The organism is Pantoea sp. alder81 (assembly GCF_020179835.1).
Taxonomy (GTDB): domain Bacteria; phylum Pseudomonadota; class Gammaproteobacteria; order Enterobacterales; family Enterobacteriaceae; genus Pantoea.
Window position 1 is genome coordinate 165,654 of record NZ_JAIUDA010000006.1, and the last position, 23,696, is coordinate 189,349.

The following is a 23,696-nucleotide window of genomic DNA, read 5'->3' on the forward strand; positions in this document are numbered from 1 at the left end:
CTTCCCCATTCTTTAATTTTCTTTTTCTGATTTGTATTCTTCCAGTGCATCTTCTATTTTATTAAAGTAATTAACATGGTTTTCTCTACCTATATAAATGGCGCTATCACAAAAATCCTTTAACGAGTTTAAACTGTGAGAAACCATTAAAAAATCAGATTCGCCGCTTAGACCTTTAAATAAATCGGCGCATTTTAGTTTAAAACGTGCATCACCTACAGCAGTAACTTCATCTACCAGATAATAGTCAAATTTAAATGCCATGCTCAAGCCGAATCCTAACCTAGATTTCATTCCTGAAGAATAAGTCTTAATTGGCATGTCAAAATATTTCCCAAGTTCGGCAAACTCTTCAACAAATGCTACCTTTTCTTTTAATTCTTCCTGCTTTGCATACAATCGGGCGACGAATTTTACATTTTCTCGTCCTGTCAAACTGCCTTGAAAGCCACCAGAAAGGCCCACTGGCCATGAGATAGTTTTATCGGTGGTGATGGAGCCGCTATCAGGACGGTCGATGCCGCCAATCATCCGAAGTAAAGTTGATTTACCCGCACCATTACGACCTATAAGCGCCACACTTTTACCGCTTGGTATCTCAATATTCAGGTCTTTGAAAACATAATGACGGCCTTGGGGAGTACGGTATGACTTTGTTAAATTTTCTATTTTAATCATGATGTCAGCATTGCCTCCTCACGATTGCGATATAACATAAGGCCAGCAAATACCGTGACTAAGGTACAAATCGCGAGATAACTTAGACTTACACCTTCACTCACATAACCTGGCATGACCGCTTCTCGACTGAGTTCAACTGCATGAATCAAAGGGTTCCACAACAAATAAGGCCAGTAATCTTTTGGGATAGAATGCAGAGGGAACATAATGCAGGAAATAAAATAGAGTGGTTTAAGCAGTATGGGTAAAAACTTTTGGGTTTCGGCAAAGGTTCTTCCTACTACCATAAAGATTAATCCAATCCCGCAAGAAAATAGAATCAGCAATCCCCATGTCGCAACTAATTGCAGAAGGTTGGTAATTTCAAAGTATTCACCCGCCATCCACACAACCACCATCAGCAGAATATAAACGGCGGCATAGATCAGCGTTTCTAACATTGCGCGGGCAATAATGGTGTCGATCGGCTTTACCGGACGGTAATTAAACAGCCCTTGGTTAGCTTCAATCGCTCCGACTGAACGGTTTGTAATATTACTGAAAATAAAATACGGGATAATGCCGTTCAGCAGAAATACCGGGAACGAGATATCCGGCATAGTGCGGTGCATAATGAAACCAAAAATGCCAAGCAGCACCAGTAAATGCGCAGAAGGCTCAAGAATCGCCCAAAAATAGCCTAAGCGAAACTTTCCAAAACGGGTGCGTATTTCACGCAAAAACAAGGCCTTAACGGCAGCTTGCTGGACTTCAAATCCACTTCTGGCCATTGATTTAACTCATTTGAATTGGGTGGGATTTTTACACGCTACCGCCCCTGGCTTAACAGCTACCAATGCACTGGACGCAATACGGGCGGTGTAGGGGGAGATTTATATTTTTTCAGACGGGGGAGCTGAATTAATCAGCATATTTTAAGCAAATTCAAAAGATTAGAGCTGATGAATACGCGAAAGGCGTGATGCCATTTTGAACAATTAGATGGTTTGTCTTTGATATGGATCCATCCACTTGAACAGCCGATCCCTGCTTGTCTGTAAGAATTTTCCCTAATTTTGACGACGTAAGTTACAGATCATGTCTAAATAATCCTAAACGTTTTCGTCTATTAATGTTTTGCAAATTATTTGTAAGGCCTATTGAACTAATTTATGCGCTATTAACTCTATCAAGTAATTGAATGTAATGGTTTTAATTTATAAATATGTATCAGTTCTTGACCTGGGCTTTTAGAGTGGAATCAACACTGCTAATCAATTCATTCACGAAAGAATCCACTGATTTTTACAAAAAGTAGTAGTTGTTACATTTGAAAGGTGATGATTGCAGGTCGTCTGATTCTTCGCGATAATCACGCATATCAAATCCCTTCCTCGTCGGGCCTAACGACGCGGAGGGGATTTTTTTCATCTATACCTTAGTGGCTAACCGACTCACGGATCTAAAGAGGACAAGTTATGTATAACACCCTGGGCAATCAGTACGATAACTCCCTGGTTTCTAACGCCTTCGGTTTCATGCGCTTCCCGGTGAACTTCCAACCCTACGACAGCGATGCTGAGTGGGTGATCACTGGTGTACCTTTCGATGCCGCAACTTCAGGTCGTCCTGGCAGCCGTTTAGGGCCAGGCGCGATTCGTCAGATCTCCACTAACCTCGCATGGGAAGGTTGCCGCTGGCCGTGGGATTTTGACCTGCGTCAGCGCCTGAACGTGGTGGATTGCGGTGATCTGGTTTACGCATTCGGTGATTCACAGGATCTTTCTGACAAATTGCAGGCGCACGCTGAGAAATTGCTGGCAAACGGCAAGCGTATGCTGACCTTCGGGGGCGACCACTACGTTACGCTGCCGCTGTTGCGCGCCCACGCCAAACACTTCGGTAAGATGGCACTGGTGCACTTTGATGCGCACACTGATACCTACTCTAACGGTCCAACCTTCGACCACGGCACTATGTTCTTCACCGCGCCGAAAGAAGGTCTCATCGATCCGAATCATTCAGTGCAGATTGGTATCCGTACCGAGTTTGATAAGAGCCTTGGCTTCAACGTGCTGGATGCAGCACAGGTTAATGACCGCAGCGTCGATGACATTCTGGCGGAAGTGAAACGCACCGTGGGCGATCTGCCGGTGTATCTGACTTTTGATATCGACTGTCTGGATCCGGCACATGCACCGGGCACCGGAACGCCAGTGATCGGCGGACTGACCAGCGATAAAGCTACCAAGCTGATTCGTGGCCTGCAGGGTATGAACATCGTGGGGATGGATCTGGTGGAAGTGGCGCCGGGTTATGACCACGCCGATCTGACTTCACTGGCAGCGGCTACGTTGGCGCTGGATATGCTGCACGTTCAGGCTGCGAACAAAGGTTAATCCAGATGAGGGCAGGGCGATGGCCTTGTCCTCACTTAATAGTCGTTGCTGATATCGTTGCTGGCTGAACGCACTACGGCGAATCCGGCAACCGCTAATAACGTCACTGCGCTAATGATGATAATTGTCAGCATAAGTGGCTCCAGTCAGAGTCTTTGAACCACGCTACATTTTATTTATGACAGAAATCTTGCTTTGCCCGCTAATTAGAATCATCCGTCCGGTAACAATCCTCGTTTCTGAACTTTCTCACTATTACGTCTGCTTTCCCGACCTTCGCACGAATTCGTCTACTAATGTTTATCGACTTATCTCGACGCGTATTGATAGCAATGATGTCAATCTGTGAAGTGGGTTGGGATTTGTTTTAAGCGGCGCGGGGTAATTAAGATAGGGTGATAGCTGATGGGGCGATCCATTGCCCTCGACTTCCCCGGTTCCTAGTAATCGTCATTCACATCTTTGGCTGCGGAACGTATCACCAGATACGCGCCAATCAGCACAACCGCGATAACGACGGCGAGAATAATCAGAATGGTCAACATAGTATGTGGTGCTCCAGTGACTCTCTCTGATATCGCCTGCAAACAAAAGGTCAGTGTAGACCATGCTCACTATGACATGGCCCCGTCTGGCGAGTTCAGACCATTGTCACGCTTCTCGCATCAACGACTCAACAACTTAACGGTGACAATTCGTTATCGGCCGCGCATAGCTATACTTTGATGCGAACGACATTAATCGCTTCGTTAATCACGGTTAGATAATCTTCGGAGGTCACCATGGGCTTTCTGGATGAATTAGTGGGTTCGCTGGGGAACGGCAATGGGCAGGGCAATCAGTTGGGTCAGTTGCAGGCGATCTGGAATTGGGTGCAGGAGCAGGGCGGTATCGAAGTGCTGCTGCAGAAATTTCAACAGGGCGGGCTTGGCGAGGTGCTGGGATCGTGGATCGGCACCGGCGGCAATCAGCAGGTCGGTGGGGGCGAGATTCAGAATGCTTTTGGGCAGGAGGAGTTGCAGTCGCTGGCCGATAAGCTTGGCACCGATGTGAATGGTGCTTCCGGCACGCTAGCGGCGCTGTTGCCGCAGTTGATCGATAAGATGTCACCGCAAGGTCAACTGGATGAGCAGAGTCTGCACAACAACCAGATGGATTTGGGTTCGATGGTGGATAATCTGTTTAAGCGGTAACTGCTGAAGGCGAAGAGAGGAGCGCACATGGCGCTCCTTTTTATTGCCGGTTATTTGCCATCCGCCGCAATGCGGTCACGGATATGCTGTGCGCGCGCTGCTGAATCCGGATGCGAATCAAACATCGAGCTTGATTGCCCTCCCTGCATTTTTGCCAGCTTCTCGAAACTGGTGGCTAAGCCGAGCGGATTAACACCGCGTTTCTTCAACAGATCATAAGAGTAATCATCCGCCTGCGATTCCTGCGTCTGAGAGAACTGCGCATTGACCAGCTTCTCACTCAGATCGCCCAACTGCGACTGCGACAGCTGGCCAATCACGCCGCCCACCGAGGCCGCTGCAGTGCGTGCCGCCGTGGTAGCGTAGGCAACCTGCATCGCTTTACGCGTATGGCCGAGCGCCACGTGGCCCATTTCATGGCCGAGCACACCTTCCACTTCGTTGTCCGTCATCATGTCCATCAAGCCGCTATAGACGCGGATACAGCCGTTGGCCATCGCCCACGCGTTCACATCTTTGGTCAGATAGACTTTGTAGTTGGCCGGCACGCCATTGATGTTATCGCCCAGTGCAGCGGCGATTTTGTTCAGACGCTGCTGGTATTCGCTGTTAGCAGGCGCGAGCTGGTTGTCTTTGTCCATTTGGGCACAGGACTGATCGCTCAACTGCTTCACTTGTGAATCATTTAACGTGTAGGCCTGATAAGCCTGTGCGCCGGATTGCAGCAGCGCGTTATTGTCCATCCCTTCACAGCCGCTCAGCAGCGAAGCGATTCCCACAGCAAGTATCGTGGCGCGGATTTTCATTTAAGGGTCCTTTGCGTAACAAGGTAGAGAAAACAAACACCTGAAATTGAGATCGGTGTTCAAACGCTTTGTTTATAGCTCGCATCCTGTTCACTGGCTAGCAGACAAGCCCCGAATTGCAACCGTTTACCCGCTATTTAGCACGTCGACACATGTACTTTTGCCCCGATTTTCATGTACATTGATGTGCGACTTTTTTCACGCTTCGCCTTATAACTGATTAATTACAATACGTTAAGCGCGGCGGAGCATTAATCCGACCTGGAGTAGAAGATGCCCTCTCGTAAAGAGCTTGCCAACGCCATTCGCGCGTTAAGTATGGATGCAGTACAAAAAGCCAAATCGGGACATCCTGGTGCCCCTATGGGCATGGCGGACATCGCCGAAGTGCTGTGGCGTGAGTTCCTGAACCACAATCCGACTAACCCGCTGTGGGCAGATCGCGACCGCTTCGTGCTGTCTAACGGTCACGGCTCAATGCTGATTTACAGCCTGCTGCACCTCACCGGTTACGACCTGCCGATGAGCGAGCTGCAGAATTTCCGTCAGCTGCACTCTAAAACTCCAGGCCACCCAGAATACGGCTACACCGCTGGCGTTGAAACCACCACTGGTCCACTGGGTCAGGGTATCGCTAACGCGGTAGGCTTCGCGATTGCTGAGCGCACGTTAGCCGCACAGTTCAACCGTCCAGGCCATGACATCGTTGACCATAACACCTACGTGTTCATGGGCGACGGCTGCATGATGGAAGGTATCTCGCACGAAGTGTGCTCCATCGCCGGTACCCTGAAACTGGGTAAACTGGTTGCCTTCTATGATGACAACGGCATCTCTATCGATGGTCACGTTGATGGCTGGTTCACTGACGACACCGCCGCACGCTTCGAAGCTTACGGCTGGCATGTGGTGCGTGGCGTAGACGGTCACGATGCCGACGCTATCAAGAAAGCAGTCGAAGAAGCCAAAGCGGTTTCAGACAAGCCTTCACTGCTGATGTGCAAAACCATCATCGGTTTCGGTTCACCGAACAAAGCCGGTACGCATGATTCACACGGCGCACCGCTGGGCGACGACGAAATCGCACTGACCCGTAAGCAACTGGGCTGGAACCACGCGCCGTTTGAAATTCCTTCAGACATCTACGCGCAGTGGGATGCTAAAGAAGCCGGTCAGGCAAAAGAATCCGCATGGGATAAGAAGTTTGCTGCGTATGCTGCTGCTCATCCTGAACTGGCTGCTGAGTTTAAGCGTCGCACCAACAACGAGCTGCCAGCTAACTGGGAAACTGAATCGCAGAAGTTCATCGAACAGCTGCAGGCTAACCCAGCTAAGATCGCCAGCCGTAAAGCTTCTCAGAACGCGATTGAAGCGTTCGGTAAGATCCTGCCGGAATACCTGGGCGGTTCTGCTGACCTGGCACCAAGCAACCTGACAATGTGGTCTGGTTCTAAGCCAATCAACGAAGATGCAGCCGGTAACTACATCCATTACGGCGTGCGCGAATTCGGTATGACCGCGATCGCTAACGGTCTGGCGCTGCACGGTGGTTTCTTGCCGTACACTGCGACATTCCTGATGTTCGTAGAATACGCACGTAACGCGGCGCGTATGGCTGCACTGATGAAGATTCGTCAGATTATGGTCTACACCCACGACTCAATCGGTCTGGGTGAAGATGGTCCAACGCACCAGCCGGTTGAGCAGATGGCCAGCCTGCGCGTGACACCAAACATGAGCCTGTGGCGTCCATGTGACCAGGTTGAATCCGCAGTTGCCTGGAAATACGCTATCGAGCGCGTTGATGGCCCATCTGTACTGGTGTTCTCTCGTCAGAACCTGGCGCAGCAGGATCGTACCGCTGAGCAGCTGGCTAATGTGGCACGCGGTGGTTATGTGCTGAAAGACAGCGAAGGCACCCCAGAGCTGATCCTGATTGCCACCGGTTCAGAAGTTGAACTGGCGGTTGCGGCTTATGACAAGCTGACCAGCGAAGGCCGTAAGGTGCGCGTTGTCTCCATGCCTTCTACCGATGCCTTCGACAAGCAGGACGCGGCTTACCGTGAATCTGTGCTGCCGAAAGCGGTTGCAGCACGCGTGGCTATCGAAGCGGGTATCGCGGACTACTGGTTCAAGTACACCGGTCTGAACGGCGCTATCGTGGGCATGACCACCTTCGGCGAATCAGCTCCGGCAGAACTGCTGTTCAAAGAGTTCGGCTTCACCGTTGAGAACGTGGTAAACACCGCGAAATCTATTCTGTAATCAGCGGTCGCCATGAATGGCGACCCTACAGATTCCGATATCGCTATACGAAGGGTGCGCATTTATGCGCACCTTTTTCATTTTATGCTCCGCCTCCCGCCTGAAACGCTTCAATTATTCCTGCAGTAATAATTTTTACGTGCGAAATATGTGACGTAGATCCAATAATCAGCAGCGCAATTGATCGCAATCATTCCTGTTATTCCGTGCATGCTTTATTCTAGCTGAACCGTTTCAGTTGCAATTGAGTGGCATCATTTTGCAACGTTAAGCGGGCAATAATTCCCTGTACAAAACGCAGCGAAACGCTCAAGGTATTTGGCACGTTTTTTCGGGTGTTGTGGCAGGAAGTGAGATGACCGTTCGTATAGCAATTAATGGTTTTGGTCGTATTGGACGCAACGTCTTGCGTGCCTTGTATGAAACCGGCCGCCGCGCTGAAATCACCGTAGTGGCGATTAACGAACTGGCTGAAGCCGCGGGTATGGCGCATTTGTTGAAGTACGATACCAGCCATGGCCGCTTTGCCTGGGATGTGCGTCAGGAGCGCGACCAGCTATTTGTTGGCGACGACACCATCCGCATTCTGCATCTGGCCGACATTGATGCACTGCCATGGCAGGAGTTGAACGTCGATATCGTGCTGGATTGCACCGGTGTTTACGGTAGCCGCGCAGATGGCGAAGCACATCTGCAAGCGGGCGCGAAGAAGGTGTTGTTCTCGCATCCGGGCGGTAACGATTTAGATGCCACCGTGGTGTTCGGCGTAAACGAACAGGCTCTTAAACAAACTGACCGCATTGTCTCCAACGCATCTTGCACCACCAACTGCATTATTCCGGTGATCAAGTTGCTGGATGACGCCTTCGGCATTGAATCAGGCACCGTGACCACGATTCACTCGGCGATGCACGACCAGCAGGTGATTGACGCCTATCACAGCGACCTGCGTCGTACTCGTGCCGCCAGCCAATCGATCATTCCGGTGGATACGCGTCTTGCTGCTGGCATTACTCGTATTTTTCCTAAATTTAACGATCGCTTTGAAGCCATCGCTGTCCGTGTGCCCACCATCAACGTGACAGCCATTGATTTGAGCGTCTCAGTACGTGACGCAGTGAAGGCGTGTGAGGTCAATGCGTTGCTGCAAAACGCGTCAGAAGGGGCGTTTCGTGGTATAGTTGACTATACGGAATTACCGTTAGTCTCAGTAGATTTTAACCATGATCCGCACAGTGCCATAGTCGATGGCACGCAAACGCGGGTCAGTGGTCATCACCTGATCAAGACCTTGGTTTGGTGTGACAACGAATGGGGCTTTGCTAACCGCATGATCGACACCACGTTAGCAATGGCCGCAAGCGGTTTCAGGTAAGACGCGGACTGCGTCTGGCAAAACTTATGAGAATCAACGAGAGGGTTCACCATGTCTGTAATTAAGATGACCGATCTGGATCTTGCTGGTAAACGCGTTCTGATCCGTGCCGATCTCAACGTGCCAGTGAAAGAAGGGAAAGTGACGTCAGATGCACGTATCCGTGCTTCTCTGCCTACCATCGAAGCGGCGTTGAAACAGGGCGCGAAAGTGATGGTTACCTCTCACCTGGGTCGTCCGACCGAAGGTGAATACAACGAAGAGTTCTCGCTCCTGCCAGTTGTTAACTACCTGAAAGACAAATTAAACGGCACCACCGTGACCCTGGCGAAAGACTACCTCGACGGCGTTGAAGTCGGCGCAGGCGAGCTGGTGGTTCTGGAAAACGTGCGCTTTAACAAAGGCGAGAAGAAAGACGAAGAGACCCTGTCGAAGAAATATGCCGCTCTGTGCGACGTATTCGTGATGGATGCTTTCGGTACTGCGCACCGCGCGCAGGCTTCTACCCACGGTGTGGGCAAGTTCGCACCAATCGCTTGTGCTGGCCCGCTGCTGTCTGCTGAGCTGGAAGCGCTGGGTAAAGTGATGAGCAACCCAGAACGTCCGCTGGTAGCAGTGGTGGGTGGTTCTAAAGTTTCGACCAAGTTCGATGTGCTGCAATCTCTGGTGAAAATCGCTGACACCGTAATTGTCGGTGGCGGTATCGCTAACACCTTCGTGGCTATCGATAACAACGTCGGTAAATCACTGTACGAGCCAGACTTCGTTGAAGCAGCGAAAAAGCTGCGTGATGAGCACGGCATCCCGGTTCCAACCGACTCACGCGTAGGAACGGAATTCTCTGAAACTGCCCCGGCAACCGTGAAAAAGGTTTCCGAAGTCGCAGATAACGAAGAGATTATGGACTTCGGTGACGAAACCGCACAGGCGATGGCTGCGATTCTGAAAGGCGCAAAAACCATCCTGTGGAACGGTCCAGTCGGCGTGTTCGAATTCCCGAACTTCCGCAAAGGCACCGAAATCGTGGCTAACGCGATTGCAGATAGCGACGCGTTCTCTGTAGCGGGCGGCGGCGATACCCTGGCAGCGATTGATCTGTTTGGTATCGAAGACAAGATCTCCTACATCTCTACCGGCGGTGGCGCATTCCTCGAATTCGTGGAAGGCAAAAAACTGCCCGCTGTAGCGATGCTGGAAGAGCGCGCTAAGCAGTAATTTTTGGGGGCGGCGCTTCGGCGTCGTCTGAAGGCTGCCCATCCTGGGCAAAAATCGACGTCCCTTTGTGGGATGAACGGTAACGAAACAGGACACAACCATGTCTAAAATTTTTGATTTCGTAAAACCCGGCGTTGTCACTGGTGATGACGTTCAGAAAGTTTTCCAAGTAGCGAAAGAAAACAAATTCGCTCTGCCTGCAGTTAACTGCGTCGGCACGGACTCCATCAACGCGGTACTGGAAGCTGCGGCCAAAGTTAAAGCGCCGGTCATCGTTCAGTTCTCCAATGGTGGTGCTGCCTTCATCGCCGGTAAAGGTTTCAAAACCGACAAGCCACAGGGCGCAGCAATCTTCGGCGCAATCGCCGGTGCATACCATGTGCATCTGATGGCTGAACAGTACGGCGTGCCAGTTATCCTGCACACCGACCACTGCGCTAAGAAACTGCTGCCGTGGATCGACGGTCTGCTGGATGCGGGCGAAGAGCACTTCAAGAAAACCGGTAAGCCACTGTTCTCTTCTCACATGATTGACCTGTCAGAAGAATCACTGGAAGAAAACATCGAGATCTCTAGCAAATATCTGGCGCGCATGGCGAAACTGGATATGACTCTGGAAATCGAACTGGGTTGCACCGGTGGCGAAGAAGACGGCGTGGACAACAGCCACATGGACGCTTCTGCCCTGTACACCCAGCCAGAAGACGTTGATTACGCGTACACCGAGCTGAGCAAAATCAGCCCGCGTTTCACCATCGCGGCATCATTCGGTAACGTGCACGGCGTGTACAAGCCAGGCAACGTGAAACTGACCCCAACCATCCTGCGTGATTCTCAGGAATACGTGACCAAGAAACACAATCTGCCGCACAACGCGCTGGATTTCGTGTTCCACGGTGGTTCAGGTTCTTCTGCTGCAGAAATCGAAGAGTCAATTGGTTACGGCGTCATCAAGATGAACATCGATACCGATACCCAATGGGCGACCTGGGACGGCATCCTGCAGTACTACAAAAAGAACGAAGACTATCTGCAAGGCCAGTTGGGTAACCCAAATGGCGTAGATAGCCCGAACAAGAAATACTACGATCCACGCGTATGGCTGCGTTCTGCACAAGCTTCAATGGTTGTGCGTCTGGAGCAGGCTTTCAAAGAGCTTAACGCTGTCGACGTGCTGTAATTTTTCCTTACAGTACAAAAAAGGCCCGAAAGGGCCTTTTTTTATGCATTCGATTCGGAATAGTGAGTAAATTCAGCCCATCTTTGGCGCTTCATGCCATTTTTGTTTACCCTTGTACACGGGAGTGCCGGAGCTAATCTGGCCGTTTTTGCATTTTCCTGCGGGAAACTCAACAACAGGGCTAACAAATGGAAGACTTAAATGTCGTCGATGGCATTAACAGTGCCGGCGGCTGGCTGGTACGTAATCAGGCACTGATCCTGAGCTACGCGGTGAATATCGTTGCGGCGATTTTCACCATCATTATTGGTATGTTCATCGCGCGTATCGTTTCAAATGCGATCAATCGTGTGCTGCAGGCGCGTCATATCGACGCCACCGTAGCAGACTTCCTTTCTGCCCTGGTGCGTTACGGCATCATCGCCTTTACCTTGATTGCAGCGCTGGGTCGCGTGGGCGTGCAAACTGCCTCAGTGATCGCCGTACTGGGTGCCGCTGGTTTGGCCGTGGGTCTGGCACTGCAAGGCTCTCTGTCCAACCTCGCAGCGGGCGTGCTGCTGGTGACCTTCCGTCCGTTTAAAACAGGCGAGTTCGTTGATTTGGGCGTAATGGGTACCGTGCAAAACGTGCAGATTTTTTCCACCACGCTGAAAACCGTGGATGGCAAAATCGTGGTGATCCCGAACGGTAAGATTATCGCCGCCAACATCGTCAACTTCTCACGCGAGCCGATTCGTCGTAACGAATTTATTATCGGCGTGGCTTACGATGCAGATGTTGATCAGGTGATTGAGCTGTTCCGTGAAGTGGTGGAAGCCGATGAGCGCGTATTAAAAGAGATGGGTATCCAGATCGGTCTGAATGAACTGGCCGCATCCTCGCTGAACTTTGTGGTGCGCTGCTGGAGCAAAAGCGGTGACCTGCAGAACGTTTACTGGGATCTGATGAAGAACTTCAAGCGTACGCTGGATGCCAACGGTATCGGTATTCCGTATCCGCAGATGGATGTGCATCTGCATCAGGTGAAAAGCGAGCAACAGCAACAGGCTGCGCAAGCCGAGTAATCACCCGGTGGCGTTGTGTTTTGAACTGTAAACTGCGCAACATCATTTTAAGGTCGTCATTTATGACGACCTTATTATTTTCTCTAATGACTGATTAAATTTTTCAATTTCCACTAATATCCTCGCGTCACTATACTGCATCGCATTACCTCGTTATTCAGGACTATCATCGTGTTATCTGTTTACTTACAAGGGCTTGCGCTTGGTGCTGCACTGATTCTGCCGCTTGGCCCGCAAAACGCATTCGTAATGAATCAGGGCATCAAACGCCATTACCATCTGATGACGGCGGGACTCTGCACGCTCAGCGACATTTTGCTGATTTGCGGCGGCATCTTCGGCGGCAGTGCGCTGCTAAACCAGTCGCCTATCCTGCTAATGCTGATTACATGGGCTGGCGTGGCGTTTCTGCTGTGGTATGGCTGGGGCGCACTGCGTAGCGCGTGGCAGGGCGATGTGACGCTGGCCGATGATGCGGTGATGAAGCAAGGCCGCGGGCGCATTATTGCCACCATCGTGGCGGTGACGTGGCTCAATCCGCATGTCTATCTCGACACCTTTGTAGTGCTCGGCAGCCTCGGTAGCCAGTTGCCTTCTACAGCAGCGCGCCAGTGGTTCGCGTTGGGCACCGTGAGCGCATCGATTATCTGGTTCTTTGGATTGGCATTGTTAGCAGCCTGGTTGTCACCGCGACTGCGCACGGTGCGTGCGCAGCGCATCATTAACCTGCTGGTGGGCGGCGTAATGTGGTTTATCGCTATCCAATTAGCGCGTCAGGGCATTGCTGCCTTCTGATGCAGATGTAAGCCGTAAAGTGCGGGTAGCGCGCCCGCACTGGCAATCAGCTCTAAGCGTATCTGCCGGAAACTCACGCCCTGAGGTACGGCGTGATGGCACAGCGAGTGATGATTGTCCTTCACTTCTACCAGTAACATCTCATCCAGCCATAACCGGTAATGCGTGGTGCAGTGCGGTGTCACTGCCTGCGCATGGCCCATCTGCACGGTTTCCATCGCGTGGTCGAAGTCATTATCAAACAGCAGCGTGATGTGGCTGGCTTGGTGCGCCTGTTCCCAGCGCCATGTGACGGTAGGTTGCGCATCATCCTGTGCTGGCACCCAACAGTTGGTGTGCTGTTCCGGGCGCAGCTTGCCGTTTAGCAGGTAGTCGCGATGCCAGAGTTTTAGCGGCGTTTCCAGCGTGAAGGCTAGCAGCACTTGATTTGGCGCACGGCGCGGCAGCCAGAAATCAAACTCATCCACGCCGTAATCGCCATCGTTAATCTGTCGGGTGCGTTTGGCGACGCGCGGATTGAGGCTGTTGAACACCATCATGATGCCCGGCAAGCGCTGGCGGGTGAGGGCCACTTCAATCTCTGGCTTCTCTTCGAAGGCGATAAACAAATAGCGATCGACATCCGCACGGTAATCAAAACTCAGGCGGTAGCTGCCCTGGTCGTTAACCGTGATTGTCTGACTGGCGATGTGCTGATCGCCGCAGGTGTTGGCCGGATTGTCACTGGTGAGCAGTGAAACCTGCAGCTTCTGCGTCTGTTTGGCACGCAGTTGCACGGTAATCGCCGGTAAGCGTTCACCGGCTTTCAGTGGCAGCAGCAACGCGCAGCGTGACTGCAACGGCTGCCAACCGCCATCGGCGGGCAGGGCGCTGAGTTGCAGGGTGCTGCTGACCGCAACCTCCGCATCGCTCACCGGGTTCGCCAATTGCTGGCGTGGGATGTATGCCCCGGCGCGCAGCAGATGCTGCTGCAACTGAGTGACGCGCTCCGGCTGAGCTAACTGTGCTGGTGTGAGTTGCTGCTGATGACAGATCGCCGCCGCACGTCCCACCACTTCACCCAACACGCCGCAGGTGCACATCACGCGCGCGCTGCCAAAGGCAACGTGAGTGGCTGAAATCAAACGACCGGTGAGCAGCAGATTATCCAGCGACTGGCTGTAAAGCGCACGGAACGGAATGGTATAAGTGCCTTTACTGTGGAACTGGCGGCAGCCGTCGTGTTCGCTGTAGACGCCATCAGCCGGATGCAGGTCAATTGACCAGCCTCCGTAGGCCACCGCATCGTAGTGATCGCGCTGTTCAATGATGTCCTGCTGGCACAACAAGGTGTCGCCCACAAAGCGACGGCTTTCACGTTTACCGGGGATCAATCCGACCCACTCAATCGTTAGCGTGTCGGCATCCGGGAACTCGCCGGAGTTTTTGATGTAATCCCACACGCCCCAGACAATCTTCCACAACTCCCATTTGATGGTTTCGCTTTCGTGCACCGTATCCAGCCTTCCTCCCCATTCCAGCCACCACAGATCGCAGCCGTTAAGATCGGAGGTCAGGCGTTTATAGCGCGGGATGGCGGTGATCTCTTTCAATGCGAAGGAGGGCGGGACAAAACGCACCGGCTGCGAGGTGCGTTTGGTGTAGAAGTAAATTGAGTGGCCGAGCTTGTGACCAAAGTGCTCGCCTGGCGCCATCTTCTCGCCAAACTCTTCAATCGTTTCCGCGCCCACCCGATGCGCTGCGCCCGCCAGATAACCCAGCACGCCATCGCCGCTGGCATCAATAAACTGGCTGGCCTTGACGTGATAGCGCGTCTGGTTGATGGCGTTAAACGCCTCTACCGATTTCAAACGACGGTCAGATTTCTCGATATAGGTGACCACGGTGTTCAGCAGCAGTGTAAGACCCGGCTGAGACTGCACCAAATCCAGTAACACCATATCGAACAGCACCGGATTGCCCTCTTTGTTGCGCCACAGGTTCTCCTCCATGATCTCGCCCATGATGCCGCCTTCGCGCGCCCAGCGGTTGTTGTTGCCCATGTGCGAGGTCGCCCCGTTAGCCCACAAGCGCACTTCACTCGATGCGTTGCCGCCCAGCACCGGGCGATCCTGAATTAACACTACCTCTAATCCGTCACGCGCGGCAGCCAGTGCGGCACAGACGCCCGAGAGACCGCCGCCGGCTATCAGCAGATCGGCTTGTATCCGCTGTTCTGGGAAGTGGCGCGCATTTTGCGAAGAGTAAGTCTGCATCATTTGCTTCCTGTCATGCTGAAGCTAAGATTGGTGTTTTGAGCGCCACAGGGTGAACTATGTCTTCTCAACCCAACCAAAGCCTGATTGATGGGATTCGCTGCTTGCAGTATTTGGTTTCCAGCGATAAAGCCGTGGGCTGCCGTGAACTGGCGCGACAGATGGACATGAACAGCACGCGCGTGAACCGCCTGCTGATGACCATGGCCTCGATTGGTTTGACGATTCAGGATGAACATCGCCGCTATTTGCCCGGCCCTGGCATTCATGCGCTGGCGGCGCAGGCAATTCGCGGTTCCTCGCTGTTTGCCCAGGCGCTGCCGCAGCTGGAAGCCTATGCGCCACGCGATATCGTGGTGGCACTCGGTGTGCTGTGGGAGGATCAGGTGATCTACATCTGGCACTCCGAGCCGGGTGAGCGCACCAACGCCAGCCAGGCGCTGGCGGGATTTCGTATGCTGCCAGCGTGGCAGTCGGTGATTGGCGTGTCGCTGCTGGCGGCAGAAAGTGATGAGCAGTTGCGTCCACGTTTCACCGATGAACAGTGGGCGCAAATGGCGCCACTGCTGGCGCGCAAGCGTGCAGCAGACCATTTGATCTGGCACCGTGATGACGGTGAAATCAGCATGGCGCAGCCGATCAACAACAACCGCGCCGCGCTGGCGTTCGCCAAAATCTGGCAGGCCGATGAGGCGCATCTGCAGCAGCGCATCACGCAGTTGCAGGCGCTGGCGCAGGAGCTGATCAGCGCGCGCTGACATGCTCGATTTTTCCGACTACGAACAGATAGCTGCAAATACCTATCGCCGCCAGCACAGCAATAAAGCCGAGTGCCGGGGCGAAGTTATCGCCATCGATCAACGCACCAATGGCAATCGGCACCACGATGGACGAGAGAGCGCCGGTAAAGTTGAACACGCCGCCTGCCAGGCCAATCAAATGACGCGGTGCCAGCGCGGTGACGAACACCCATGTAATGGTCGCCAGCCCGTTGCCAAAGAACGCCAGCGACATAAACAGGATAATCAGCGTGGAGTCGTCGGTGTAATTGGCGCCAAGAATAAACAGCGTCAGGAACAGGCCGAGGATCACTGGCAGCTTTCGTGCCACGCTGGGTGACACGCCACGCCGAATCATGCGGTCCGAAGCGAATCCCGCCAGCAATACGCCACAGAAGGCGGCGAAGTAGGGCACCGAAGCCACATAGCCGCTTTTGATGAATCCCATATGGCGATACTCCACCAGATAGGTGGGGAACCAGGTGAGGAAGAACCAAAAAGTGGCGGAGATGGTGAACTGGCCGATGTAGATGCCCACCAGTTTGCGGCTGCGGAACATCTGTGCCAGATCGGCCCAGCGGGCTTTCGGCTGCTGCGTCTGCTGGCGGCTCTCGAGTAAGGCACCGTTGCTGCGCAGATAGTTTAACTCGGCCTCTGATACGCCTTTATGCTCATGCGGTTCACGGTAAAGCAGATACCACACCAGCGCCCAGATCATCCCGGCCACGCCGGTAATCAGAAACAGGCCGCGCCAGCCAAAGGCATCCTGCACGTGGAATAGCAGCGGCGTCATGCAGGCGAGACCAACGAACTGGGCCGAAGAGTAAATGCCGATGGCGCTGGCACGCTCCTGTTCGGGAAACCAGCTGGAAATGACGCGGTTGTTCGAAGGCATCACCGGCGCTTCAAAAGCACCGACGCCCAGCCGCAGGCCAAATAGCGCGCCGAAGCTGTTCGCTAATGCGTGCAGTGCGGTGACCAGTGACCAGGCAAACAGCCCGATGCCATACACCAGACGGGCACCGAGACGATCGATCAGAAAACCACCGGGGATCTGCAGCGCGGCGTAGATCCAGCCAAATGCCGAGAAGATCAATCCCATCTCCATCGGCGTGAAGCGCAGTTCGCCGGCCATTTGCGTGGCGGCCACGGAGAGATTGGTGCGATCCATATAGTTGATGATGATGTTGATGAACACCAGACCCAACATCAGGAATCGGGTACGTCCGGCGCGAACGGCAATGGCGCTATGGCTAAGGGGCTGTTCTGTCATAATACAACTCTCCCGGAAGCTAGAATTGTTTCTTTAATAGAAACACCAAGGCGAACTTTCAGCGAATCTGTCAGCATAGTTTTGCGATCGCGGATACGTTAAAACCGCAGTTATCCGAACTTTTTGGTGATTTCAAACTCAGACCATCACGCATAGTAATGTGTTTTAGGTTTAGCCATAGTGGCGACCTGTAAATTGAACCTTCAAGGAGGACTTTCGTGAAACTGAAAGCACTGGCGCTGGCCGCCGTAATGAGCACTGGCGTAATGTCAGCGATGGTACAAGCGGGTGAAGTCCCGAATGGCCCGCATGTCGTGACCTCGGGTCAGGCAAGCGTGGATGCCCGTCCTGATATCGCGACACTCTCCATCGTGGTGAATGTTTCTTCGAAAGATGCGGCAGACGCGAAAAAACAAGCTGATGACCGCGTGGCGCAATATTTCGATTTCCTGCAAAAGAACGGTATCGAAAAGAAAGATATTGATGCGGCAAACCTGAGTACGCAACCCGAGTATGACTACACCAAAGAAGGGAAGTCAGTACTGAAAGGTTATCGTGCGGTGCGTCAGGTGCAGGTAACCTTGCGTCAGCTGGATAAACTGAATGAGCTGCTGGACGGTGCACTGAAATCTGGTCTGAACGAAATCCGTTCGGTGGAGCTGGGCGTAGCGAATGCTGATGCCTATAAAGATCAGGCGCGCAAAGCGGCGATTGCTAACGCCACTCAGCAGGCAGGTGCACTGGCAGAAGGCTTCAACGCCAAGTTAGGCCCGGTGTACAGCATCCGCTATCACGTGGCGAACTATCAGCCAATGCCAATGGCGCGCATGTACAAAGCGGCCGCAGCCCCAGCGGATACCACCGCGCAGCAGACTTATGAGCAGCAGAGCATTCACTTTGACGATCAGGTCGATGTAGTGTTCGAGATCAAGCCGAATACGGCTCAGTAATCTGATGTGTTGAATCGTAGCGGCGTGATTTATGACGCTGAATGGCAGCGATACTGCTGTTCATTCACGCGATAAATCACGCTGCTACGCCAATCTGCAATTGGGATTAGGCTGTCGCCGTATCCTGACGCAAGACGCGATGACCGTGTGCAATCAATGCATCCGTCACGCTGCGCATTAAGCGGCTCTCTGGCGCGAATCGGTGCCAGTAAAGCATGCGACGCTGGTAAAGACCTGGCGTCAAATCCACCAAATCCCCTTGTGCCAGTTCACGCTCAATCTGTAGGTGCGGGATCATACAGCACACCGAACCCTGACGCGCCAGCTGCACGAAGGCTTCCGAAGAGTTAACGATGTGGCAGGGTACGCTGCCCGGTGACAGATCAAAGTTCTGTTGTAAAAACGCCTGATGCATATCATCCAGATGGTCAAACGCCACCGCTGGGGCTTTTAACAAAGCAGAGCGCGTGACGCCATTCGGGAAGTAGCGCGCAGCAAAGTCCGGCGACGCACAGAACAGATAATCCAGTGCACCCAACTGATCCACTAAGCAGCTCGGCAGCGGCTGCGGCTGGATACTGACGGCGCCGACCACTTCACCGCGACGCAGGCGCTCCTGGGTACGGGTTTCGTCTTCCACCTGCAAATTCAGGCGCACTGGCGAATCGGCCAGCACATCTTTCAGCGCAGGCAGCAGCCAGGTCGCCAGACTGTCGGCGTTGACCGCCAGCGACAGTAGCAGTGGCGTGGTGCCGCCGTTGTCATCACCCAGCCATTCTTCTTCCAGCAGCTCCACCTGATGCAACAGCGCCAGCAGTTTTTGTCCTTGCTCGGTCGGACGCGGCGGTACGGTGCGCACCAGCAGCGGCTGACCAAATAAATTTTCCAGCTGTTTGATACGCTGTGACACCGCAGACTGCGTGATGCAGAGTTTTTGGGCCGCACGCTCAAAACCGCGCTCGCGAATCACAGCATCCAGCGCCTGAAGCGTTCGATAATCCGGGCGTTTCATTGTTGTTCTCTCTCGTTCAGGATGGAAAGTACTATGCCACAAAACTGTCATATTGTGCTGCGGCGCTTTTTTGCGGGCTGGCTTCCAAAGGCTTAAATCGATGCGTTAACAGCCGCGCATTTTTACGACGCCTTGTTTTATACTACGCGCACTTCGATGTCGCACAGGTTTTAAACATACCATGACCCAGGATGAACTGAAAAAAGCGGTTGGTTGGGCAGCACTGCAATACGTGCAACCCGGCACCATTGTTGGCGTTGGCACCGGTTCAACAGCGGCGCATTTTATTGATGCGCTTGGCACCATGAAAGATCAAATTGAAGGCGCGGTTTCCAGTTCGGAAGCCTCGACGGAAAAACTCAAAGCTTTAGGGATTCCGGTTTTTGATCTGAATAACGTGGATGAGCTGTCGGTGTACGTTGATGGCGCAGACGAAATCAATCCACAGATGCAGATGATCAAAGGCGGCGGCGCAGCGCTGACGCGTGAGAAAATCGTCGCGGCGGTGGCGAAAAAGTTCATCTGCATTGCGGATGCCTCCAAAGAGGTGGACATTCTGGGCAACTTCCCACTGCCGGTGGAGGTGATTCCGATGGCGCGTGCGTTTGTCGCGCGTGAACTGGTGAAACTGGGCGGCCAACCTGAGTATCGTCAGAATGTGGTGACCGACAACGGCAACATTATTCTCGACGTGCATAATCTGCGTATTCTCGACCCGATTGCATTGGAAAAAGCCATCAATGCGCTGCCTGGCGTGGTTACCGTGGGTTTGTTTGCTGCGCGTGGCGCTGATGTGGCGTTGATCGGCACCGCAGATGGCGTGAAAACCATCACTTATTGATCTGATAGCGTGCTCACCGGCGCGCGCGCTGCGCCGGTTATTTCCATCTGCAAAACATCTTTTCTTGCTGAGGTGAAATTTAGTGACTTATGTCACAAAAGATTCATCAACAGCAGGTTCGTACTTCGGCGCACTCGCATCCCACGATTTTGTACGGCTTTGTGCTGCCTCAACGTGGGCGCGTGCTGGCGGGCAGGCAATCGTTTGTATTGCCGCGCTCGAAATTTTTGATATTTTGGCAGAAGGCTACCTTATGGTAGTCCTCGTTGAATTCTGAATAGGGTCGGGAAATGGCAAAGGTATCACTGGAAAAAGACAAGATTAAGTTCCTGCTGGTGGAAGGCGTTCACCAGAGTGCACTGGATAATCTGCGTGCTGCGGGTTACACCAACATCGAATTCCACAAAGGGGCACTGGATGCGGAGTCGCTGAAGTCCTCCATCCGCGATGCGCACTTCATTGGTATCCGTTCCCGTACCCAACTGACCGAAGAGATCTTTGCGGCGGCTGAGAAGCTGGTGGCGGTAGGCTGCTTCTGCATCGGTACTAACCAGGTTGACCTGAATGCTGCCGCAAAACGCGGTGTGCCGGTCTTCAATGCGCCATTCTCTAACACCCGTTCGGTGGCTGAGCTGGTGATTGGTGAAATGCTGCTGATGCTGCGCGGCATTCCTGAAGCGAACGCTAAAGCGCACCGTGGTATCTGGAACAAAGTGGCAAACGGCTCGTTCGAAGCGCGCGGTAAGAAGCTGGGCATTATTGGCTACGGTCATATTGGGATGCAGCTGGGCGTGCTGGCGGAAGGCCTTGGCATGCACGTGTTCTTCTACGATATCGAAACCAAACTGCCGCTGGGTAATGCGACTCAGGTTCGCCATCTTTCCGATCTGCTGAACATGAGCGATGTGGTCAGCCTGCACGTACCAGAAAATGCCTCAACGCAGAACATGATTGGCGCAGAAGAGCTGGCGCTGATGAAGCCGGGTGCACTGCTGATCAACGCCGCACGTGGCACCGTGATTGATATCCCAGCCCTGTGCAACGCCCTGGCTAACAAGCATTTGTCCGGTGCGGCCATAGATGTCTTCCCGGTTGAGCCGGCGACCAACAGCGATCCGTTTAACTCACCGCTGTGCGAGTTTGATAACGTGATCCTGACGCCTCACATCGGGGGTTCTACTCAGGAAGCGCAGGAAAACATCGGTCTGGAAGTCTCGGGCAAGCTGGCCAAGTACTCTGACAACGGTTCTACGCTGTCTGCGGTTAACTTCCCGGAAGTGTCTCTGCCGATGCACGCTGCCAGCGTCAGCCGTTTGCTGCACATCCATGAAAACCGGCCAGGTGTGCTGACCGCGATTAACCAGATCTTTGCCGAGCAGGGCATCAACATCGCTGCTCAGTATCTGCAAACTTCGCCGGTGATGGGTTATGTGGTTATCGATATCGATGCAGAAGAAGATGTGGCGGAAAAAGCGCTGCAGCTGATGAAAGCGATTCCGGGCACCATGCGCGCCCGTCTGCTGTACTGATGGATCTGGGCACCCTGCGTGCCCGTTCAACATACTGATTGCTCAGGGTGCCACTTCAGTTGGCACCCTTTTTTTTACTGTTCTTCGTTATCCCACTGCCACAGCTTTGACGGTGTCAGAATGGCAGGTAACGGCACATCCCACGCCGCCACCGGCAATGTCTCGACACGCTGGCAATCGTGCGCAATGCCCATCGGTAAAAAGCCATGCTGCTGCCAGTGCTGCAGCGTGCGATCGTAAAAACCTCCACCCATGCCCAATCGCTGCCCCTGGTGGTCAAACGCCACTAACGGCACCAGCATCACATCCAACTGATCGAGCGTGGCCATCTGCGTGATATCCAGCGGCGGTTCAGGGATGCGCAATTTGTTTGGCGTCAGAGAAGTTTCAGGCGTGTAGCGCAGAAACAGCAGATGACCGGGTGCGAAGGGATGCAATACCGGCAGGTAAACCTGCTTTTTCTGCTGCCACAGTTTGGCAATCAGCGGGCGAGTGTTGATTTCACCATCGACGGATAAAAACAGGGCGATGCGTTGTGCATTAGCGATAGGGGCAAAATTGATGGCATGCTCGGCGAGCAGATCGGCAGCTTGTTCTTGCTGTTCTGGCGTGAGGTTGCGACGCAGATGGCGTACATGCTGACGGATATCTTGACGGTCGAGAAGGGAAGGTGTTTGCATGATGCCCCCCGGCAAAGTCGGCGCTTAGCCAACTATATCATGTTCAAACGAACCGGGGGATAACAGGGTGAAACGAGTGGAGATCTCCGAGATGCCGCCGCAGGCTGTAACCCTTGAACCCATGGTTCAAGGTGAACATGCCGTCACAACTATTAGGCTTCTCGGACGGACCGAGCATGCGCACAAATTGTGGATCGTCACATTCTGTTGGTATTAAATATCGGCTCAGGGGACGGGCCCGCTTGCAAACATCTCAGAGAAAATTGACTTCACCGTGACTCTAACATGAGTACCATGAAGTGTTATTCGAATTTAGGGCCCTGGCGATCAGTTATGCGACCTTGCTCAAGTAATGCTTGTTCAATGGTCTGCTGCAGCATGCGGATACGTTGTTCCATATTTGCTGCATAATCGCGCGTCTTGCCTTTTTCCTGTGCCAGCTCGTGGCAAATGTTTAAGGCGGCGATGAACACCAGTTGCTCTGTATTGGTGACTCTAGTGCGAACTTTTAAATCTTGCAACCGTTGATTGAGATCCTCTGCAGCCAGATTAAGCGCATCTTGCTGTTCGGGCGGACAATTTACTCTCAATGAACGACCAAAAATCTGAATATCTACCGGTTGTGCAGACATGCCACCATCCTGACTGATTACTCTGTTCGCATCTCCCTTACCTGTCAATGGGTTGGGAGGTGCGCAACTATATAGAGCCGCGATATAAGTTACAACCCCTTTTCTGGAAACCCTGAGGCACCTGGTGGTAGCATAACACGAACTTATTCTGCCAACGACGACCAAAGCCTATGTCTTTACAGAACGAAACTCCTGGTTACAACGCGCTTGCCTCAGCCCTCTCTCAGCAAGGTGTGGGCATGACGCCAGCCGAAATGCACGGATTACTGTCCGGCATTCTGTGTGGTGGCAACAAAGATGCCAGCTGGAAAACCAAAATCCACGACCTCGCCAACGACGGCATGGCGTTTTCGCAAAGCCTGTCGCAGCCGTTGCAGGCCCTGCATGAAAATCTGAGCAACACGCTGGAAGAAGAAGGTTTCATGTTCCAGCTGATGCTGCCGGAAGACGATGACATCACCGTCTTCGATCGCGCTGATGCGCTGGCGGGCTGGGTTAACCACTTCCTGCTCGGTTTAGGTGTAACGCAGCCGAAGCTGGATAAAGTCACTGGCGAAACCGGTGAAGCGATTGACGATCTGCGCACCATCGCGCAGCTCGGTTACGACGAAGATGAAGATCAGGAAGAGCTGGAGCAGTCGCTGGAAGAGGTGATTGAATACGTGCGTGTTGCCGCGTTGCTGTGCCACGAAACGTTCGCGCGCCAGCACACGCCAACGGCGCCGGAAGTGCAAAAGCCAACGTTACACTAAGTGCGTTATTGCGGGCGCGTGGTGCCCGTTTCAACAGGGAG

The 23,696-nt window shown here is 53.0% G+C and carries 22 protein-coding genes and 1 other RNA gene; 14 read left to right on the top strand and 9 right to left on the bottom strand.

Annotated elements, in window-relative coordinates; translation table 11 throughout:
* Positions 1–12: 12 nt before the first annotated feature.
* The gene (locus tag LBW88_RS17240) at positions 13–678 is read right to left on the bottom strand and encodes an ABC transporter ATP-binding protein (protein ID WP_224933489.1); all 666 of its coding nucleotides are present in this window, start codon (positions 676–678) and stop codon (positions 13–15) included.
* Complete coding sequence (locus tag LBW88_RS17245) at positions 675–1,451, bottom strand: ABC transporter permease (protein ID WP_224933488.1); 777 nt, start codon at positions 1,449–1,451, stop codon at positions 675–677. The genes LBW88_RS17240 and LBW88_RS17245 overlap by 4 nt, the downstream gene beginning before the upstream one ends.
* 687 nt (positions 1,452–2,138) lie before the next feature.
* Between LBW88_RS17245 and speB the strand changes: the two genes are divergently transcribed.
* Together speB and LBW88_RS17255 are read left to right on the top strand one after the other, a co-directional pair.
* Positions 2,139–3,059, top strand: a complete 921-nt coding sequence (speB, locus tag LBW88_RS17250) for an agmatinase (RefSeq protein ID WP_034823229.1) — start codon at positions 2,139–2,141, stop codon at positions 3,057–3,059.
* Positions 3,060–3,841: 782 nt separating this feature from the next.
* Positions 3,842–4,252 (top strand): YidB family protein, encoded by a 411-nt coding sequence (locus tag LBW88_RS17255; RefSeq protein ID WP_224933487.1) that lies wholly within the window; start codon positions 3,842–3,844, stop codon positions 4,250–4,252.
* Between the two features lie 50 nt (positions 4,253–4,302).
* On the opposite strand, the gene LBW88_RS17260 is transcribed toward LBW88_RS17255, so the two are convergent.
* A complete protein-coding gene (locus LBW88_RS17260; RefSeq protein ID WP_224933486.1) occupies positions 4,303–5,058 on the bottom strand; it encodes a M48 family metallopeptidase in 756 nt (251 codons plus the stop codon).
* A gap of 273 nt (positions 5,059–5,331) precedes the next feature.
* On the opposite strand from LBW88_RS17260, the gene tkt reads away from it, so the two are divergent.
* The 6 genes from tkt (at position 5,332) to argO (ending at position 12,952) form a co-directional block, all read left to right on the top strand.
* Positions 5,332–7,323, top strand: coding sequence for a transketolase (gene tkt, locus LBW88_RS17265; protein WP_224933485.1), 1,992 nt, complete (start codon positions 5,332–5,334; stop codon positions 7,321–7,323).
* Between the two features lie 355 nt (positions 7,324–7,678).
* Positions 7,679–8,698, top strand: coding sequence for an erythrose-4-phosphate dehydrogenase (gene epd / locus LBW88_RS17270; protein WP_224933484.1), 1,020 nt, complete (start codon positions 7,679–7,681; stop codon positions 8,696–8,698).
* 51 nt (positions 8,699–8,749) lie between these two features.
* Positions 8,750–9,913, top strand: coding sequence for a phosphoglycerate kinase (pgk, locus tag LBW88_RS17275; protein WP_224933483.1), 1,164 nt, complete (start codon positions 8,750–8,752; stop codon positions 9,911–9,913).
* A 100-nt stretch (positions 9,914–10,013) separates the two neighbouring features.
* A complete protein-coding gene (fbaA, locus tag LBW88_RS17280) occupies positions 10,014–11,093 on the top strand; it encodes a class II fructose-bisphosphate aldolase (RefSeq protein ID WP_084936597.1) in 1,080 nt (359 codons plus the stop codon).
* Between the two features lie 188 nt (positions 11,094–11,281).
* On the top strand, positions 11,282–12,157 hold the full coding sequence (mscS, locus tag LBW88_RS17285) for a small-conductance mechanosensitive channel MscS (RefSeq protein WP_224933482.1): 876 nt from the start codon (positions 11,282–11,284) through the stop codon (positions 12,155–12,157).
* Positions 12,158–12,328: 171 nt separating this feature from the next.
* Positions 12,329–12,952, top strand: coding sequence for an arginine exporter ArgO (argO, locus tag LBW88_RS17290; RefSeq protein ID WP_224933481.1), 624 nt, complete (start codon positions 12,329–12,331; stop codon positions 12,950–12,952).
* Here argO and LBW88_RS17295 read toward each other — a convergent pair.
* Positions 12,931–15,207: an FAD-dependent oxidoreductase gene (locus LBW88_RS17295; RefSeq protein ID WP_414004096.1), complete on the bottom strand. Its 2,277-nt coding sequence runs from the start codon at positions 15,205–15,207 to the stop codon at positions 12,931–12,933. The genes argO and LBW88_RS17295 overlap by 22 nt on opposite strands.
* A 59-nt stretch (positions 15,208–15,266) precedes the next feature.
* Here LBW88_RS17295 and LBW88_RS17300 point away from each other — a divergent pair, with 59 nt between their 5' ends.
* On the top strand, positions 15,267–15,965 hold the full coding sequence (locus LBW88_RS17300; protein ID WP_224933479.1) for an IclR family transcriptional regulator: 699 nt from the start codon (positions 15,267–15,269) through the stop codon (positions 15,963–15,965).
* Here the strand turns inward: LBW88_RS17300 and LBW88_RS17305 are convergent.
* Positions 15,952–17,259 (bottom strand): MFS transporter, encoded by a 1,308-nt coding sequence (locus LBW88_RS17305; RefSeq protein ID WP_224933478.1) that lies wholly within the window; start codon positions 17,257–17,259, stop codon positions 15,952–15,954. The genes LBW88_RS17300 and LBW88_RS17305 overlap by 14 nt on opposite strands.
* A gap of 218 nt (positions 17,260–17,477) precedes the next feature.
* On the opposite strand from LBW88_RS17305, the gene LBW88_RS17310 reads away from it, so the two are divergent.
* Entirely contained in the window at positions 17,478–18,209 is a 732-nt protein-coding gene (locus LBW88_RS17310) for an oxidative stress defense protein (RefSeq protein WP_045814671.1), read from the top strand.
* A 106-nt stretch (positions 18,210–18,315) separates the two neighbouring features.
* Here LBW88_RS17310 and LBW88_RS17315 read toward each other — a convergent pair whose 3' ends face one another.
* On the bottom strand, positions 18,316–19,221 hold the full coding sequence (locus LBW88_RS17315) for a LysR family transcriptional regulator ArgP (RefSeq protein WP_034823211.1): 906 nt from the start codon (positions 19,219–19,221) through the stop codon (positions 18,316–18,318).
* Between the two features lie 181 nt (positions 19,222–19,402).
* Here LBW88_RS17315 and rpiA point away from each other — a divergent pair, with 181 nt between their 5' ends.
* The 3 genes from rpiA to serA all read left to right on the top strand — a co-directional run bounded on the left by rpiA (position 19,403) and on the right by serA (position 21,591).
* Positions 19,403–20,062, top strand: a complete 660-nt coding sequence (rpiA, locus tag LBW88_RS17320) for a ribose-5-phosphate isomerase RpiA (protein WP_100703537.1) — start codon at positions 19,403–19,405, stop codon at positions 20,060–20,062.
* An 82-nt stretch (positions 20,063–20,144) separates the two neighbouring features.
* Entirely contained in the window at positions 20,145–20,339 is a 195-nt protein-coding gene (locus tag LBW88_RS17325; RefSeq protein ID WP_155287966.1) for a hypothetical protein, read from the top strand.
* A 13-nt stretch (positions 20,340–20,352) separates the two neighbouring features.
* The gene (gene serA, locus LBW88_RS17330) at positions 20,353–21,591 is read left to right on the top strand and encodes a phosphoglycerate dehydrogenase (protein ID WP_224933477.1); all 1,239 of its coding nucleotides are present in this window, start codon (positions 20,353–20,355) and stop codon (positions 21,589–21,591) included.
* A 74-nt stretch (positions 21,592–21,665) separates the two neighbouring features.
* On the opposite strand, the gene LBW88_RS17335 is transcribed toward serA, so the two are convergent.
* The 3 genes from LBW88_RS17335 to zapA form a co-directional block, all read right to left on the bottom strand.
* Complete coding sequence (locus LBW88_RS17335) at positions 21,666–22,271, bottom strand: 5-formyltetrahydrofolate cyclo-ligase (RefSeq protein ID WP_224933476.1); 606 nt, start codon at positions 22,269–22,271, stop codon at positions 21,666–21,668.
* Between the two features lie 79 nt (positions 22,272–22,350).
* A non-coding RNA gene (ssrS, locus tag LBW88_RS17340) (6S RNA) lies at positions 22,351–22,534 on the bottom strand.
* Between the two features lie 39 nt (positions 22,535–22,573).
* Complete coding sequence (zapA, locus tag LBW88_RS17345) at positions 22,574–22,903, bottom strand: cell division protein ZapA (protein WP_224933475.1); 330 nt, start codon at positions 22,901–22,903, stop codon at positions 22,574–22,576.
* Between the two features lie 170 nt (positions 22,904–23,073).
* On the opposite strand from zapA, the gene LBW88_RS17350 reads away from it, so the two are divergent.
* A complete protein-coding gene (locus LBW88_RS17350; RefSeq protein WP_224933474.1) occupies positions 23,074–23,655 on the top strand; it encodes a YecA family protein in 582 nt (193 codons plus the stop codon).
* The last annotated feature ends 41 nt before the right edge of the window (positions 23,656–23,696 follow it).

What these genes read in the sequence shown, in the direction of transcription:
- LBW88_RS17350 (WP_224933474.1), top strand. Translation starts at nt 23,074, where the DNA reads ATGTCTTTACAGAACGAAACTCCTGGTTACAACGCGCTTGCCTCAGCC.
- LBW88_RS17300 (WP_224933479.1), top strand. Translation starts at nt 15,267, where the DNA reads ATGTCTTCTCAACCCAACCAAAGCCTGATTGATGGGATTCGCTGCTTG.
- LBW88_RS17245 (WP_224933488.1), bottom strand. Translation starts at nt 1,451, where the DNA reads ATGGCCAGAAGTGGATTTGAAGTCCAGCAAGCTGCCGTTAAGGCCTTG.
- LBW88_RS17240 (WP_224933489.1), bottom strand. Translation starts at nt 678, where the DNA reads ATGATTAAAATAGAAAATTTAACAAAGTCATACCGTACTCCCCAAGGC.
- speB (WP_034823229.1), top strand. Translation starts at nt 2,139, where the DNA reads ATGTATAACACCCTGGGCAATCAGTACGATAACTCCCTGGTTTCTAAC.
- rpiA (WP_100703537.1), top strand. Translation starts at nt 19,403, where the DNA reads ATGACCCAGGATGAACTGAAAAAAGCGGTTGGTTGGGCAGCACTGCAA.
- LBW88_RS17260 (WP_224933486.1), bottom strand. Translation starts at nt 5,058, where the DNA reads ATGAAAATCCGCGCCACGATACTTGCTGTGGGAATCGCTTCGCTGCTG.
- tkt (WP_224933485.1), top strand. Translation starts at nt 5,332, where the DNA reads ATGCCCTCTCGTAAAGAGCTTGCCAACGCCATTCGCGCGTTAAGTATG.
- LBW88_RS17335 (WP_224933476.1), bottom strand. Translation starts at nt 22,271, where the DNA reads ATGCAAACACCTTCCCTTCTCGACCGTCAAGATATCCGTCAGCATGTA.
- serA (WP_224933477.1), top strand. Translation starts at nt 20,353, where the DNA reads ATGGCAAAGGTATCACTGGAAAAAGACAAGATTAAGTTCCTGCTGGTG.
- LBW88_RS17295 (WP_414004096.1), bottom strand. Translation starts at nt 15,207, where the DNA reads ATGCAGACTTACTCTTCGCAAAATGCGCGCCACTTCCCAGAACAGCGG.
- LBW88_RS17255 (WP_224933487.1), top strand. Translation starts at nt 3,842, where the DNA reads ATGGGCTTTCTGGATGAATTAGTGGGTTCGCTGGGGAACGGCAATGGG.
- fbaA (WP_084936597.1), top strand. Translation starts at nt 10,014, where the DNA reads ATGTCTAAAATTTTTGATTTCGTAAAACCCGGCGTTGTCACTGGTGAT.
- pgk (WP_224933483.1), top strand. Translation starts at nt 8,750, where the DNA reads ATGTCTGTAATTAAGATGACCGATCTGGATCTTGCTGGTAAACGCGTT.
- epd (WP_224933484.1), top strand. Translation starts at nt 7,679, where the DNA reads ATGACCGTTCGTATAGCAATTAATGGTTTTGGTCGTATTGGACGCAAC.
- zapA (WP_224933475.1), bottom strand. Translation starts at nt 22,903, where the DNA reads ATGTCTGCACAACCGGTAGATATTCAGATTTTTGGTCGTTCATTGAGA.
- LBW88_RS17315 (WP_034823211.1), bottom strand. Translation starts at nt 19,221, where the DNA reads ATGAAACGCCCGGATTATCGAACGCTTCAGGCGCTGGATGCTGTGATT.
- LBW88_RS17305 (WP_224933478.1), bottom strand. Translation starts at nt 17,259, where the DNA reads ATGACAGAACAGCCCCTTAGCCATAGCGCCATTGCCGTTCGCGCCGGA.
- mscS (WP_224933482.1), top strand. Translation starts at nt 11,282, where the DNA reads ATGGAAGACTTAAATGTCGTCGATGGCATTAACAGTGCCGGCGGCTGG.